This window comes from Pseudodesulfovibrio hydrargyri (assembly GCF_001874525.1).
In the GTDB taxonomy this organism is placed as follows: domain Bacteria; phylum Desulfobacterota; class Desulfovibrionia; order Desulfovibrionales; family Desulfovibrionaceae; genus Pseudodesulfovibrio; species Pseudodesulfovibrio hydrargyri.
Genome location: NZ_LKAQ01000004.1, coordinates 434643 through 449299, shown reverse-complemented (window position 1 = coordinate 449299; position 14657 = coordinate 434643). Strand labels below are relative to the sequence as shown.

The 14657-nt window shown below is 65.3% G+C and carries 11 protein-coding genes and 1 riboswitch; of the genes, 7 read left to right on the top strand and 4 right to left on the bottom strand.

The window, feature by feature from the left end; all coding sequences use genetic code 11:
* Nucleotides 1-40 precede the first annotated feature (40 nt).
* On the bottom strand, nucleotides 41-700 hold the full coding sequence (gene hypB, locus BerOc1_RS06495) for a hydrogenase nickel incorporation protein HypB (protein ID WP_071544912.1): 660 nt from the start codon (nucleotides 698-700) through the stop codon (nucleotides 41-43).
* A 13-nt stretch (nucleotides 701-713) separates the two neighbouring features.
* On the bottom strand, nucleotides 714-1070 hold the full coding sequence (locus BerOc1_RS06490; protein WP_071544911.1) for a hydrogenase maturation nickel metallochaperone HypA/HybF: 357 nt from the start codon (nucleotides 1068-1070) through the stop codon (nucleotides 714-716).
* Nucleotides 1071-1283: 213 nt separating this feature from the next.
* Nucleotides 1284-1432: riboswitch (FMN riboswitch) on the top strand.
* A gap of 125 nt (nucleotides 1433-1557) precedes the next feature.
* Here BerOc1_RS06490 and ribB point away from each other — a divergent pair.
* Together ribB and BerOc1_RS06480 are read left to right on the top strand one after the other, a co-directional pair.
* Nucleotides 1558-2304 (top strand): 3,4-dihydroxy-2-butanone-4-phosphate synthase, encoded by a 747-nt coding sequence (gene ribB, locus BerOc1_RS06485; RefSeq protein ID WP_071547036.1) that lies wholly within the window; start codon nucleotides 1558-1560, stop codon nucleotides 2302-2304.
* Between the two features lie 290 nt (nucleotides 2305-2594).
* Nucleotides 2595-4295, top strand: a complete 1701-nt coding sequence (locus tag BerOc1_RS06480; RefSeq protein WP_071544910.1) for an FAD-dependent oxidoreductase — start codon at nucleotides 2595-2597, stop codon at nucleotides 4293-4295.
* Between the two features lie 148 nt (nucleotides 4296-4443).
* On the opposite strand, the gene BerOc1_RS06475 is transcribed toward BerOc1_RS06480, so the two are convergent.
* Entirely contained in the window at nucleotides 4444-5115 is a 672-nt protein-coding gene (locus BerOc1_RS06475) for a DUF6946 family protein (RefSeq protein WP_071544909.1), read from the bottom strand.
* 166 nt (nucleotides 5116-5281) lie between these two features.
* On the opposite strand from BerOc1_RS06475, the gene ilvD reads away from it, so the two are divergent.
* Complete coding sequence (gene ilvD, locus BerOc1_RS06470) at nucleotides 5282-6943, top strand: dihydroxy-acid dehydratase (protein WP_071544908.1); 1662 nt, start codon at nucleotides 5282-5284, stop codon at nucleotides 6941-6943.
* Between the two features lie 619 nt (nucleotides 6944-7562).
* Nucleotides 7563-9446, top strand: coding sequence for a methyl-accepting chemotaxis protein (locus BerOc1_RS06465; RefSeq protein WP_071544907.1), 1884 nt, complete (start codon nucleotides 7563-7565; stop codon nucleotides 9444-9446).
* A gap of 532 nt (nucleotides 9447-9978) precedes the next feature.
* Here BerOc1_RS06465 and BerOc1_RS06460 read toward each other — a convergent pair.
* On the bottom strand, nucleotides 9979-11169 hold the full coding sequence (locus BerOc1_RS06460) for a pyridoxal phosphate-dependent aminotransferase (protein ID WP_071544906.1): 1191 nt from the start codon (nucleotides 11167-11169) through the stop codon (nucleotides 9979-9981).
* A 162-nt stretch (nucleotides 11170-11331) separates the two neighbouring features.
* Here BerOc1_RS06460 and BerOc1_RS06455 point away from each other — a divergent pair, with 162 nt between their 5' ends.
* From BerOc1_RS06455 to BerOc1_RS06445, 3 genes are read left to right on the top strand one after another with little or no spacing between them, the layout of a single operon-like run.
* Nucleotides 11332-11829, top strand: a complete 498-nt coding sequence (locus tag BerOc1_RS06455) for a MarR family winged helix-turn-helix transcriptional regulator (RefSeq protein ID WP_071544905.1) — start codon at nucleotides 11332-11334, stop codon at nucleotides 11827-11829.
* A gap of 59 nt (nucleotides 11830-11888) precedes the next feature.
* A complete protein-coding gene (locus BerOc1_RS06450; RefSeq protein WP_071544904.1) occupies nucleotides 11889-12911 on the top strand; it encodes an HlyD family secretion protein in 1023 nt (340 codons plus the stop codon).
* A 2-nt stretch (nucleotides 12912-12913) separates the two neighbouring features.
* Nucleotides 12914-14656, top strand: a complete 1743-nt coding sequence (locus BerOc1_RS06445) for an ATP-binding cassette domain-containing protein (protein WP_242652893.1) — start codon at nucleotides 12914-12916, stop codon at nucleotides 14654-14656.
* Nucleotide 14657: the final 1 nt, after the last annotated feature.

The following is a 14657-nucleotide window of genomic DNA, read 5'->3' as shown; positions in this document are numbered from 1 at the left end:
CCGTCCGGGTGGCCCTTGAAGGTCGGTTGTGCGAGATCGATTAGAGCTTCTCGGCGCGCTTTTTCCTGAGCCAGTCGTACCACTGCTCCAGATTTTCGCCGGTGCGCGCGGAGATGGGCATGACCTCGATGTCCTTGTTCAGCTTCTTGGCGTGGTTCTCGGCCTTTTTCAGGTCGAAGTCCACGTAGGGCAGCAGGTCCACCTTGTTCAGGAGCATGACCGCGGAGATGTGGAACATGAACGGGTATTTCTCGGGTTTGTCGTCGCCCTCGGCCACGGACAGCAGGGTGACCTTGTAGTCCTCGCCCACGTTGAACTCGGCCGGGCAGACCAGGTTGCCCACGTTCTCCACGAACAGGATGTCCAGGCCCTCGGTGTCGATGGCCTTGAGCGCGTCCATGACCATGCCGGAATCCAGATGGCAGCCGCCCTCGGTGTTGATCTGCACGGCCTGGGCCCCGGTGGCGGCCACGCGCTGGGCGTCGTTGTCGGTCTGCAGGTCGCCCTCGATGACGGCCATCTTGAACTCGTCGCGCAGGTCGCTCAGGGTCCGTTCGAGCAGGGTGGTCTTGCCCGCGCCGGGCGAACTCATCAGGTTCAGGCACAGGATCTTCTTGACCCGGAAATTCTTCTGCAGTTCGTCCGCCAGGCGGTCGTTGGCCTCGAGCACGTTGCGGACTATGGTCACTTCCTTGGACATGGTCACTCCTTCTTTATTGCTGGTCGTCCACTTCGATGGAGTCGATGAGCAGCTCCTTGCCCTCCAGCACCTTGTGGCCCAGCAGGGCCTCGCACTTGGGGCAGGGCATGCACCGGGTGTGCTCCGGGCTGAATACCTCTCCGCATTCGCCGCAGGCCACCTTCACCGGCACCTCGATGATTTCGAGTTCGGCCCCGTCGAATTCGCCGCCCGGAATCAGGGCCTCCCAGGCGAATTGCAGGGACTCGGTGACCACCCCGGCCAAGCGGCCGTTCTTGAGGGTCACCTTCTTGAGCTTCTGGCCGTCGTACTTGACCATCTCTTCGCGCAGGATGCCGAGGATGGATTCGACAATCGACATTTCGTGCATGGCTGTGAGCACTACACCGAAAACAGGATGGGAGCAAGGATGTCGGGCCGCCTTTTGCGGTCCCGGCACGGCCCTGGCGGACCGCCGCGCCGGGCCGATCGCCCGTGTCTTCGGACGGTTGCGCGGCGTCCTTCGGACGGACGGGCAAAAACCCTATGGAATGTGCCGGTATTGGTTGACTTGTGAGTCAGTTCGGTCTTATGGCTATAGCCAACTTGTTCTCAGGGCGGGGTGGAAGTCCCCACCGGCGGTGATCCGGCAATGCCGGTGAGCCCGCGAGCGCCCCTCCGGGTGGAGGGGGTCCAGCAGACCCGGTGCGAATCCGGGGCCGACGGTAACAGTCCGGAATGAAGAGAATGAGGCAGTCCAGCGGCCGTTGCCGGGCGGGTTCCCCGCCGGGGCCACCGCCGCCGCGGCGAGCGCCTGCGTTCGTCCGCCTGTCCACGCGCCCTGATTCATTCATACTCTTTACCAAAGGAGATTCATGATGGATCAGCCAATCCTCAAACAGTTCGGCGGCCCCATCTCGCGGGTCGAAAAAGCGCTCAAGTCCCTGCGCAAGGGCAGCGGAGTGCTGGTCACGGACAATGCGGACCGGGAAAACGAGGGCGACCTCATCTTCTCGGCCAAGACCCTGACCAATGAGCATATGGCCATGCTCATCCGCGAATGCAGCGGCATCGTCTGCCTGTGCATGACCGAAGAGAAGATCAATTCGCTCGGCCTGCCCATGATGGTCGAAAACAACACCAGCGCCTTCAACACGGCCTTCACCATCTCCATCGAGGCGGCCAAAGGCGTGACCACCGGCGTGTCCGCGGCGGACCGGTTGACCACGGTTAAGGCGGCTGCGGCCCCGGACGCCGTGCCGGCCGACCTGGCCAGCCCGGGCCACGTGTTTCCGCTGTGCGCCAAGCCCGGCGGGGTGCTCGAGCGCGGCGGCCACACAGAGGCCACCGTGGACCTGAGCCGTCTGGCCGGACTCGGGCCGTGCGGCGTGCTCGCCGAGCTGACCAACGCGGACGGGACCATGGCCAAGCTGCACGAGATCGTGGCCTTTGCCCTCAAGCACCAGATGGCCATGTGCACGGTCCAGGACATCATCGCCTACCGCGAGCACATCGGCGACATCCACGCCGAGATGGTCATGCCCGAGGACTCGTCCGCCGTGGCCAAGCCCACCGCGATGTTCCCCAGCGGAGCCTTCGCTTCGAGCCGCTCGGACAGGCCGTAGACCGACACCCTTCAACCTTCTTCTCCTAAAAACCAAGGCCCCGCCGTTTCGCCCGGCGGGGCCTTTTCTTTGTCCTCCCTTCCGGGCCCCTGCCTGAACATCCCTTTTTTCTTAAAAAAACGGATTGCATTGATCTCGATCAATGGATCGCGCCTTGCTCCGGCGTAGGGTGGCCGCTCCAAGGAGATGGGGTTGGTCCGACCCCCGGCATGATTCGTTTTTGGGCACCGGAACATCGCCAACCCATTTTCCCCCGGCACGGCCGGGGGGAGACCCAAAGGAGGAATGGCATGAGTGCACAAAAGATCGTTGTCATAGGCGGCTCCGCCGCCGGACCCAAAGCCGCCGCGCGGGCCAGGCGTCTGGACGCCGAGGCCGAAGTGACCCTGTTGCAGAAGGCCCCGGAATTGTCCATGGCCTCGTGCGGCTATCCCTACTACATCGGAGGCGACTTCGATGAGAGAGACTCGCTGCTGGCCACGCCCACGGGCGTGGTGCGCGATCCCGCGTTCTTCGCCGCCGCCAAGGGCGTGAACGCAAAGGTGAATACGGAAGTGACCGCCATCGACCGCGAAAACAGGACCGTGTCCGGCATCGACCTGGGCAGCGGAGAGACATCCACCGTGGAGTACGACAAGCTCATTCTCTGCACCGGCGCCAACCCGCGCCGCCCGCCCATCCCGGGCATCGACCTGGACGGCGTGTGCTCGCTGTCCGAGATGCGCGACGCGGACAGGCTGCGCGGCCTGGTGGACGCGGGCCGGGTCAAGAACGCCGTCATCGTGGGCGGCGGGCTGATCGGCATCGAGGTCTGCGAGGCCCTGACCAAATCCGGGATGAACGTCAGCGTGGTGGAGATGCTCTCCCAGCTGCTCACGTTCCTGGATTGGGAAATGGCCAAGCTGGTCGAGAAGCACGTGGCCTCCAAGGGCGTGACCGTGCACACCGACAACGGCGTGGCCGAGTTCCTGGGCGAAGGCGGCAAGTTGACCGGAGTCCGGCTCAAGGACGGCACGACGGTTCCCTGCGAACTGGCTGTGGTCTCCATCGGCGTGGTCCCCAACGCGGACCTGGCGCGCGATGCGGGCCTGGCCATCGGCTCCTTCGGCGGCGTCACCGTGGACGAGTACATGCGCACGTCCGATCCGAACATATATGCGGCGGGCGATTGCGTGGAGATCAACCACCGCATCACCGGCAAGAAGGTCTTCGCCCCCTACGGCGACCTGGCCAACCTGGAGGCTCGTGTGGCCGCGGACAACATGGTTCTGGGCGATGCGCGGACCTTTCCCGGCACGGTGAACAGCGGCATCTGCAAGGTCTTCGACCTGTCCGCCGGGGCCACCGGCCTGTCCGAAAGGCGGGCCCGGGACGAGGGCTTCGAGGTGGTCACGGCCACCAACGCCAGCCTGGACCGGCCCGGCTTCATGGGCGCGCGTCTGCTGGTCTCCAAGATGGTGGCCGACGCCAGGACCGGCCGCATCCTGGGCTTCCAGTGCGTGGGCCCGGGCGAGGTCAACCGCCAGCTGGCCGAGGCGGCCATGGCCGTCATGAACGGCAACACGGTCCTGGACGTGAACACCGCGGACCTGCCCTACGCGCCGCCGTTCTCCCTGGCCATCGACCACTTCATCACCACGGCCCACATCCTGGACAACAAGATGTGCGGCCGGATGACCGGCATCGGCAACGCCGAGGTCAAGGCCAGGCTGGACAACGGCGAGAAGCCGTTCATCCTGGACGTGCGCGCCCCGGGCGAGTTCGAGGCCATGCGCCTTAACGTGGGGGAGACCCTCATCCCCCTGGGCGCGTTGCGCAACGCCCAGGACAAGCTGCCCGTGGACAAGGACGCGGAGATCATCGCCTTCTGCAAGATCTCCATGCGCGGCTACGAGGCCCAGCGCATCCTCGAGGCCCGTGGGTGGACCAACGTCAAGGTCATGGAGGGCGGCATCATGGCCTGGCCCTTCCACGTGGACATGGGCCGCTAGGCTCCGTAACCCTAACCGTCGCCCGAGGCGAAGCAGCCGGACAGTTTCCGGCCGACACCATCTCCAAAGAATAGCACTTCCCTTGCTATCCCTTCTTCAAGGCAAGGCCCCGCCGGATGACCGGCGGGGCTTTTTTATTGTCGTGCCGTCAGGGCGCGGCGGGCCTGCCCGTGGCCCAGCCCGCGTACAGGGGGACCTCGGTGTCTTTTGATACGCGGTGGAGCTGGCCGGGCTTGGCGTTGACCCCGAAGAGGTCCAGGAAGGCCGCGAAGTCGTTGAACCACTGGTGGGTGGGGCTGAAGGAGTGGACCAGCATGGTGGCGGCCCGGGCGTGGAAGCGGCGGGCCTCGATGAGCGACGAGGCCGTGCGGTGCAGCAGCTGGTAGCGGACCGAGTCCGGCAACTCGCCCGGCAGGCCGAGGATCTCCTGCAGGTGGGCGAGCCGTCGCCGCTTGCCGTTTGAGGTGCCCTGCCGCCACTGGCCCAGCGGCTGGCCGAAGGGTTCCGCCGCCTTGCCCTCGACCATGACCGCCACCGGCCCGGACCCGTTTCCGGCCAGGACGAAGAGGTCGTTTTGCGACGGATTGCCCGGTCCCGGCAGGGGGACCTTGTGTTCGGGGATGGCCAGGACCATCTCCAGACCGGCGAAGTCGGGGTCGCTTTTGAGCAGGGCGGCCACCTCGGGCGGCCAGCCGTGGGCGGTCTCCCACGCATAGGCCAGCTCCTTGGCGGAGCAGCCTTTTTTCCATTGTTTTTCGGGGGAGGCCAGGAATTCGCGCCAGTCCTCGGGGGATTGGGTTGGCTTGAAAAACAGATGCATCGCATGCGCTCCTTGGGGGAAACAGTGGCAGCCTCTACTATTCTATAGACGTATGAGCGCACTGAAAAGCACGGAAAAAATGGGCGGGGAGTTAAAAAAGTTGACAGGCCGCCCTTATCGGTAGTGAACTGGCTCCCCGAATTTCCGTAACCCGAGAGGTATTGTGATGCGTAGCAAGAAGATGACTGGTGGATTGGAGAAGGCCCCGCACCGTTCGCTGCTGTATGCGAGCGGGTTGTCCAAGGAAGAGATGGACAGGCCCCTGATCGGCGTATGCAACGCCCAGAACGAGATCATTCCCGGTCATGTCCATCTGGATACCATCGCCGAGGCCGTCAAGGCGGGCATCCGCATGGCGGGCGGCACCCCGCTCGAGTTCCCGGCCATCGGCGTGTGCGACGGCCTGGCCATGAACCATGAGGGCATGAGGATGTCCCTGCCCAGCCGCGAGATCATCGCCGACTCGGTGGAGATCATGGCCACGGCGCACCCGTTCGACGCCATCGTCTGCATCCCCAACTGCGACAAGATCGTGCCCGGCATGCTCATGGCCATGCTCCGCCTGAACATCCCGGCCGTGCTCGTGTCCGGCGGCCCCATGCTGGCCGGGCACAAGAAGACCTCGGACCTGATCACCGTGTTCGAGGGCGTGGGCAAGGTCCGCGCGGGCAAGATGACCGAGGAGGAGTTGGAGGAATACACGGCGGGCGCGTGTCCCACCTGCGGCTCGTGCGCGGGCATGTTCACGGCCAACTCCATGAACTGCATGGCCGAGTCCATCGGCCTGGCCCTGCCCGGCAACGGGACCATCCCGGCGGTCATGTCCGCCCGCATCCGTCTGGCCAAGAAGGCGGGCATGCAGGTCATGGAGATGTTCGAGCGCGACATCCGGCCGCGCGACATCGTCACCGAAAAGTCGGTGCACAACGCGGTGACCATGGATATGGCGCTGGGCTGTTCGACCAACACCACCCTGCATCTGCCCGCCCTGTTCGCCGAGGCGGATCTCGATCTTTCGCTTCAGATGTTCAACGAAATCAGCATGAAGACGCCCAACCTGTGCAAGCTCGCCCCGGCCGGTCCGCACTACATGCAGGACCTCGAGGAGTCCGGCGGCATCCCGGGCGTCATGAGCGAGCTGGTCAAGAAGGACCTGCTCAACCTCGACGTCATGACCGTGACCGGCAAGACGTTGGGCGAGAACCTCAAGGACCTGGACGCCAAGGTGACCAACCACACCATCGTCCGGCCCATCGGCGAGCCGTACTCCAAAGAGGGCGGCATCGCCATCCTGTACGGCAACATCGCGCCCGAGGGCTGTTGCGTGAAGCAGTCCGCCGTGGCCCCGGAGATGATGCGAAACACCGGCGTGGCCCGGGTCTTCAACAGCGAGGAGGAGGCCGTGTCCGCCATCCTGGGCAACGAGATCAAGCCCGGGGACGTGGTTGTCATCCTGTACGAAGGACCCAAGGGCGGCCCGGGCATGCGCGAGATGCTCACCCCCACCTCGGCCATCTCCGGCATGGGGCTGGGCGAGTCCGTGGCGCTGATCACCGACGGCCGGTTCTCGGGTGGCACGCGTGGCGCGGCCATCGGCCACATCTCCCCGGAAGCCGCCGCGGGCGGCCCGGTGGGACTGATCCGCGAGGGCGATCGCATCGAGATCGACATCCCGGCCCGCAAGATCAACCTGCTGGTGGACGATGCCGAGCTCGAAGAACGCAAAAAGACCCACAAGCCCGTGGTCAAGGAGATCAAGTCGCCGTTCCTGCGGCGCTACGCCAAGCTGGTCACCTCGGCCTCGCGCGGCGCGGTCTACGAAAAGTAACCGGGCGCATCACGCCAAAGAGAAAGCCGGTTCGGGGATTGCCCGGACCGGCTTTTTTTCATTTCATGTCCGGTTCGCCTTGCAGCGCCACCGGGGCCGATCGTCCAGGGGCGGCTTCACGCCCGGGTGTCGTCGGGCCGGGATGCCTGCCGATACGGTTTCCCCTTGGCGGGGAACGTTCTCTCGACACCTGCGAAACACGTCCCCGTAGGGGAATTCCCCCGGAAACGAGAAAGGCCTCCTTGCGGAGGCCTGTGACTTTCTCGGTGCAAAAAAAGGAAGATGTTTTTCTTATTGCACCGACCGTGCCAAGACCGATGGCAGTAAGAGAAAAATATTTTAATACTGCAATTACAATGAGTTAAATAGTAAATGAGTTCGTGTGTCCAAGCGTTGCAGCTTGGCCGGACGGTACAAGAATTTGGACTTCGCCGCCTGGCCGCCGGGATGGGGCCAAATTTTTTAACTCCGCCATTCGGGGCCGGGCAGCACTCCGTTCATTCCGTCTATATAGCAGTTGCCGTGGTTGTTATAAAAATGCCCCATTGCCGCGCGGGAGTGGAAAAATGACGGGAACTGAGCCTATGGTCAGGGCAAAACTCCACAAGAGAGGGAACAAGTGAAACTTTCCAATATAGGCATAGGGCAAAGGCTGGTCGCCGTACTGGCGCTGCTGCTGCTCGCCATGGTCGTTTTTTTCCTGGTCTGGGTATCCATCGGGACCAAGAACCTGACCCTGTCGGTGGTTCAGAAAACCCTGGGCCAGAACACGCGCAGCGTCACCGCCACCCTGGACGGCTGGATCGATGACCGCATGCGGTTCCTCGGCCTGGCCGCTTCCTCGGACGAGGTGGTCGAGGCCGCGTCGGACGGCGACTGGCGGCGGGCCGAGGCCTGGCTGCTCAAGGCCCAGGCCCAGGATCCCATGCTGGAATCCCTGTTCGTGCACGACGCGAAGGGCGTCAGCGTGGTCACCACCAATCCGGGCGGGCGGGGCAAGGACTACCGTTCGCGGCCCTACTACAAGGCCATCATCACCGAGGGCCGGGACGAGTACATCTCGGAAGTGACCCTGTCTCCGGCCACCAACAAGCCCAGGATCGCATTCGTCCGCGCCGTCAAGCGCGACGGCAGGACCGTGGGCTATGTGGGCATGTCCGTGCAGGGCGAGGCGGTTTCCAACTACCTCTCCCCGATCAAGATCGGCGACAACGGCTACTGCTACATGTTCGACCGCACCGGCAAGATCCTGGCCCACCCGGATGGTTCGCTGATCTTCAAGGACATGAGCGGACAAAGCTTCATCCAGGAGGGGCTGCGCCAAAAGAACGGTTTCATCGAGTACGAATGGAAGGGCGCGCTCAAGTACATGGCCTTCGGCCAGGTCGAACGCACCGGCTGGATCGTGGCCCTGGCCGCCGAGCGCGACGACTTTCTCCAGGAAGCCGACAGGATGCGGTACGGACTCATACTGGTCGGCACCGTGGCCCTTGTCGTCATCCTCGTCCTGGTCTACGCGATCATCCGCAGGCTCGTGTCGCGGCCCCTCGGCATCATCGCCGAGAAGTCGGCCCAGGTCAGCGGCGGCGACCTGTCCGTGGACCTCTCCGGAAGGTTCAGCGGCGAACTGGCCCGGTTGCGCGACTCCTTCCGGGACATGGTCGCCAGCATCGGCGCGGTGGTCGAGGACATCCAGTCCGGCAGCGAGAACGTCGCCTCCGGGGCCGAGGAGCTGTCGGCCACGGCCGAGGCCCTGGCCCAGGGCGCGACCGCCCAGGCTGCGGGCGTGGACCGGCTGTCCGGCGCCATCGAGCAGATGAGCGCCTCCATCGAGACCACCGCCTCCAACGCCAAGGCCACCGAATCCCTGGCCGCCCGGGCCGCCAAGGACGCCCGGGAGGGCGGCGAGGCCGTGGCCGAGGCGGTCGAGGCCATGGGCAACATCGCGGAGAAGATCTCCATCATCGAGGAGATCGCCCGCCAGACCAACCTCCTGGCCCTGAACGCCGCCATCGAGGCCGCCCGCGCCGGGGAACACGGCAAGGGGTTCGCCGTGGTTGCCGCCGAGGTGCGCAAGCTCGCCGAGCGGTCCGGCATCGCGGCCAACGAGATCAGCGAACTGTCCGCTTCGAGCATGGACGTGGCCAACCGCGCCGGGAAAATGCTCGAACGGCTCGTCCCGGATATCCAGAAGACCTCGGAACTCATCCGGGAAATCAACGCCTCCACGCAGGAACAGAACGCCGGCGCGGCCGACATCAACGCGGCCACCTTGGAACTCGACCACGTCATCCAGCAGAATGCCGCGGCCTCCGAGGAAACCTCCTCCACCTCCGAGGAACTCTCCGGCCAGGCCGTCCAGCTGCAACAGACCGTCAGTTACTTCAAGCTGCACCGAACCTCCGGCCCGGCCCCGACGGCCCGGTCCACGGTGGCCGTCCGGACCCCGGCCCCGGCCCTGACCGGTGGCAAGCCCGGCAAGGACGGGTTCGAAAAGTTCTGATCACGACAGGCTCGTGTGTTCCAGGCGCGTCCCGGCAACGGGGCGCGCCTTTTGCGTTATGGGGGAAGCCTTCGGCGGTTGGGGTGCCGCCCCGGACCCCGCTGGGGCGCTGCCCCAGGCCCCGCCAGGGGGAACCCTTTGAAAAGGGTTCCCCCTGGACCCCCTCCCAAACTTTTTGGGTCGCCTGTGGCGAAGGAGGGAGACGGGTATGAGGTCGGTTGTAAGAGGGGATTGGCCGGGCGCGATCCCTTCGGGACGGTTGCCCACGCCGCCTGGGTGGACGAGGGCAATGGAGAGCTGAGAAGGCGGCGTATTGGACTGAGCTGGAAAGAGAGCCATATAAAACGCGCTCCCGCCATCCGCGAAGCGGCACCAAAAAGTTTGGGAAAAGGAGGGGATGGGGGTCCGGGGGAAGGGGAGGAAAGAACCCTTTTCAAAGGGTTTTTCCTCCCCTTCCCCCGGCTGCCGGAGGCAAAAAAAGGAGTGGAGGCGCAAAGCGCCTCCACTCCTTTTTATAGTCACTGGCGGTCGGTTACTTGAATTTGGCCAGGGCGGCGGCGAAGCCTTGTTTGGAGCGGGGGATGATCTTGTCCTCCACGGAGAAGGACAGGCGGAAGAAGCCGGGGTAGCCGAATCCGGAGCCGGGCACGGCCAGGATTTTTTCTTCCTGGAGCGCGGCGCAGAATTTGACGTCGTCGCCGCCGGGCGCTTTGGGGAAGAAGTAGAACGCGCCCTTGGGCATGGTGTATTCGTAGCCCGCGTAGTCCAGGACTTCGGCCATGGCCTTGCGGCGGTTGTCGTAGATGGAGATGTCCACGCCCGAGCCGAGCGCGTGGGCCATGAGTTTCTGGGCCAGGGCCGGGGCGTTGACGAAGCCGAGGATGCGGTTGGTCAGGGTCACGGCGCCGACCAGGGTTGCCTTGTCCTCCAGGGCCGGGTTGACCAGGGCGTAGCCGATGCGTTCGCCGGCCATGGACAGGTTTTTGGAGAAGGACGAGCAGACCACGGTGTACTTGTAGATGGGCAGCAGGCTGGGCACGTCCACGCCGTCGAAGGCCAGGAACCGGTAGGGCTCGTCGGCCAGGATGTAGATGGGCCGTTCGCGCTTCGCGTTGTGTTTTTCGAGGATGGCGGCCAGGGCTTCCAGGGAACCCTTGTCGTAGACCGCGCCGGACGGGTTGTTGGGCGAGTTGAGCATGACCACGCGGGTCTTGTCGGTGATGGCCTTGTCCATGGCCTCCAGGTCGAGCTGGAAGGTCAGGGGCTTGGCCGGGACGGTGACGAGTCTCGCGCCGTGGTTTTCGCAGTAGAAGCCGTACTCCACGAAGAACGGGGCCGGGGTCATGACCTCGTCGCCGGGTTCGAGCACGGCCCGGAAGAACGAGTTGAGCGCGCCGGCCGCGCCGCAGGTGATGACCAGGCAGTCGGCGGTCACGGGCACGCCCTGTTCCCTGGACACCTCGGCGGCCAGTTTTTCGCGCACGTCGGGATAGCCGAAGTTGGGCATGTAGCCCATGAAGAACGGCTTGTCGGCCTGTTCGGCCAGCTCCAGGAGCCCTTCCTTGATGGCGGGCGGCGGGGGCAGGTCCGGGTTGCCCAGGCTGAAGTCGCAGACCGCGTCCTCGCCGAACTGCTTTTTCAGGGCAATGCCCTCCTCGAACATCTTGCGGATCCAGGAGGACCGCTCCATGTATCCCGCTATCTGGCTGGAAATAAGTTGCATGGGAAAACTCCTTGGAATTCTGGTGAAGCCCGCATCCTACGGCAACCCCCCATCACTTGCAATACGCGATGGACGGCCTCGCCCCGCGCGCACGAAAGGGGCCTGCCGCCTTTTTCGGCCGACCCCCTTGACAATAGTTAGGAGCCTAACTAAAGTGGGGTCATGTTTTTCCTAAAGGACTTTCCCGACGAAGAGATGGTCGACAGGCTCCGTGCCGTGCTGCCGCACGCCGATATCAACGGGGTGCAGATATTCGTCCGGTTGCTGGCCCTGGGCAGCGAATGCCTGCTGCGGCTGGACCGGGTGCTCGAGGCGCACGGCCTGAGCCATAGCCGCTGGATCGTGCTCATGCTTTTGCGGCGCAGGGAGGTCTGGCAGGCCCTGCCTTCGGAGCTGGCGCGGGAGCAGGGCATCACCCGGGCGACCATGTCCGGGCTGATCCGGGGGCTGGAGGGCCAGGGGCTGGTCATCCGGCAGCCGGACGAGGACGACCGGCGGCAGACCGTGGTCGTCCTGACCGGGAAGGGGGCCGCCCTGGTGGAACGGGTCCTGCCCGAATGTCTCGGGCTCATGGAGCGGACGCTCTCGCCGCTGGATGGAGCGGAAAAAGGCGAGTTCAAGCGGCTGATCGAAAAATTGTTTCCCCTCGACGGCGCTTGATGCGACAATGGACGCAAGGCCCTGAAGCCATGCGCCAAACAACAGGAAGTCGTTACGGTATGCGGAAGGTTGTCATCATCATACTGGCTCTGGTCCTCCTCGGTGGAGGCGGTTACCTGGGGTACCGGGCGTTTTGCCCGGAATGTGCGGACACCGGCGCGCTGGTGCTCTACGGCAACGTGGACATCCGCCAGGTCAACCTGGCCTTCCGGGACAGCGAGCGAATCCGGGACGTCCTGGTGGAGGAGGGCGACGTGGTCGAAGGGGGCCAGAAGCTGGCCCAGCTCAAGACCCAGCGCCTGGAGGCCCAGATCAAGTCCGTCCAGGCCGGAGTGGACGCCCAGAAATACATGGTCATCCAGCTGGAGAACGGGTCCCGGCCCGAGGAGATCCGGCAGGCCCGGGCCGAGGAGCGTCAGGCCCTGGCCGAGCGCGACCTGACCAAGCGGACGTACGACCGGCAGTCGCGGCTGCTCAAGAGCGGGGCCAACGCCCAGCAGGACCTGGACGACGCCCTGGCCCAGTACGACGTGGCCAAGGCCCGGTACCAGGTGGCGGTGCAGAACCGCATCCTCATGGAAAAGGGGGCCCGGTGGGAGGAGATCGCCTCGGCCAAGGCCTCCCTGAACAGGCTCGAGGCCGATCTGGACGTGCTCAACGTGCAGTTGGCCGAAAGCGCGTTGTACGCGCCCACCAAGGCGGTGGTCCGCAGCCGCAACCTGGAGCCGGGCGACATGGCCTCGCCCCAGAGCCCGGTCTTCACCCTGGGCGTCATGGACCCCAAGTGGGTCAGGACGTACGTGCCCGAGACCGAGCTCGGGCGGATCAAGCCCGGCATGCGAGGCTTTGCCGTGGCCGACTCCTGGCCGGACCGGCGTTTTGCGGGCTGGGTCGGGTTCATCTCCTCCACCGCCGAGTTCACGCCCCGGTCCGTGGAGACCCCGGAACTGCGGACCTCCCTGGTCTACGAGGTCCGGCTGAACGTCCACGACCCGGACAACGAGCTGCGCCTGGGCATGCCGGTCACGGTCCATTTCGAACCCACGGCCGAGCCGGCCATGCGGGGCGGAGCCGGGGATTAGGCATGGCCATGCCGGAAGAAAACGTTTCGTTTCCCCTGGAGATCAAGGACCTGCGCAAGAGCTTCGCGCGCGGCAAGGGCCGTGTGGAGGCCCTGCGCGGCGTCTCGTTGGCCCTTGCGCCGGGCAGCGTCAACGCCCTGCTCGGGCCGGACGGCGCGGGCAAGACCACGCTCATCCGCCTGGCCACGGGCATCATGGCCCCGGACGAGGGCAGCGTGACCGTGCTCGGCATGGACTCGGTCGGGCAGGCCCGGGACATCCAGTCGGCCATCGGCTACATGCCCCAGCGGTTCGGGCTGTATGAGGATCTGACCGTGCAGGAGAACCTGGACCTCTACGCCAACCTGCAGGGCGTGGGGCTCGACGTGCGCGGGGAGCGCTACGAATCCCTGATGGCCATGACCAACCTGGCCCCCTTCACCAAACGGCTGGCCGGGCGGCTGTCCGGCGGCATGAAGCAGAAGCTCGGCCTGGCCTGCTCCCTGCTCAAGACGCCGCGCTTCCTGCTCCTGGACGAACCCACCGTGGGCGTGGATCCCCTGTCGCGGCGCGAGCTGTGGTCCATCGTGGACACCCTGGTGCGCCAGGACGATATCACCGTGCTGGTCAGCACCGCCTACCTGGACGAGGCGGCCCGCTGCGACCAGGTCTTCATTCTCCAGGACGGCGAGCTGATCGGCCAGGGCACGCCGGATTCATTTATCGGAGAGGCGCGGGGCCGGACCTGGCGGGTCACGCCCGACGGCATCCCACGCGTGGTCCAGAGCCGCCTGTTCGGCAAGCCCGGGATCGTCGACGCCACCCTGGAATCGGGGCGGGTCCGAGTGGTCACCCGGGACGCGGAATTGCCGCGGGCCCTGTTCGGCGAGGCCGGGGCCCGGGACCCGGAACCGAGCGAGCCCCTGTTCGAGGACGGCTTCATGCTCCTGCTCAACCGCGATACCGGGGCCGCGCCCCCGGCCCTGAACGTGAGCAAGGTGCGCGGCGGCGACGGCACGGCCATCAGCGTGGACGGCCTGGAGCGGCGGTTCGGCGATTTTTACGCGGTCAAGGGGCTGACCTTCTCGGTTCGGCGGGGGGAGATATTCGGCCTGCTCGGCCCCAACGGGGCGGGCAAGTCGACCACCTTCCGCATGCTCTGCGGCCTGCTGCCCGCCACGGGCGGGACCCTGGAGGTGGGCGGGCTGAACCTGCGCCGGGCCGCGGCCAAGGCGCGCAAGAACCTGGGCTACATGGCCCAGAAGTTCTCCTTGTACGGCCAGCTCTCGGTGCTCGAGAACCTGAATTTCTTCAGCAAGGTCTACGGATTGCACGGATCGCACCGGGAAGAGCGGGTGCAATGGGCGCTCGACGACCTGGACCTGGCCGACCAGGCCGGGACCACGTCCGGAGAGCTGCCCTTCGGCTTTCGCCAGCGGCTGTCCCTTGCCTGCGCCCTGATGCACGAGCCGGACATCCTCTTTCTGGACGAGCCCACCTCCGGGGTCGATCCCCTGGCCCGGCGGCAGTTTTGGGCCCGGATCAACTCCCTGGCCGAGCGGGGCGTGACCGTGGTGGTCACCACCCACTTCATGGAGGAGGCCGAATACTGCGACCGCATGCTGATCATGATGGCCGGGGAGCTGCTGGCCCAGGGCACCCCGGACGAAATCCGGGAGTTCGCCGGAACCGACGGCGACGCGACCATCGAGAAGGCGTTCATCAAGCTGGTGGAAGACCACCGGGCGCAAAGGAAGGAGGCCTGAC

What these genes read in the sequence shown, in the direction of transcription:
- ribB (WP_071547036.1), top strand. Translation starts at nt 1,558, where the DNA reads ATGGATCAGCCAATCCTCAAACAGTTCGGCGGCCCCATCTCGCGGGTC.
- ilvD (WP_071544908.1), top strand. Translation starts at nt 5,282, where the DNA reads ATGCGTAGCAAGAAGATGACTGGTGGATTGGAGAAGGCCCCGCACCGT.
- BerOc1_RS06450 (WP_071544904.1), top strand. Translation starts at nt 11,889, where the DNA reads ATGCGGAAGGTTGTCATCATCATACTGGCTCTGGTCCTCCTCGGTGGA.
- BerOc1_RS06460 (WP_071544906.1), bottom strand. Translation starts at nt 11,169, where the DNA reads ATGCAACTTATTTCCAGCCAGATAGCGGGATACATGGAGCGGTCCTCC.
- BerOc1_RS06455 (WP_071544905.1), top strand. Translation starts at nt 11,332, where the DNA reads ATGTTTTTCCTAAAGGACTTTCCCGACGAAGAGATGGTCGACAGGCTC.
- BerOc1_RS06490 (WP_071544911.1), bottom strand. Translation starts at nt 1,070, where the DNA reads ATGCACGAAATGTCGATTGTCGAATCCATCCTCGGCATCCTGCGCGAA.
- BerOc1_RS06445 (WP_242652893.1), top strand. Translation starts at nt 12,914, where the DNA reads ATGGCCATGCCGGAAGAAAACGTTTCGTTTCCCCTGGAGATCAAGGAC.
- BerOc1_RS06480 (WP_071544910.1), top strand. Translation starts at nt 2,595, where the DNA reads ATGAGTGCACAAAAGATCGTTGTCATAGGCGGCTCCGCCGCCGGACCC.
- BerOc1_RS06475 (WP_071544909.1), bottom strand. Translation starts at nt 5,115, where the DNA reads ATGCATCTGTTTTTCAAGCCAACCCAATCCCCCGAGGACTGGCGCGAA.
- hypB (WP_071544912.1), bottom strand. Translation starts at nt 700, where the DNA reads ATGTCCAAGGAAGTGACCATAGTCCGCAACGTGCTCGAGGCCAACGAC.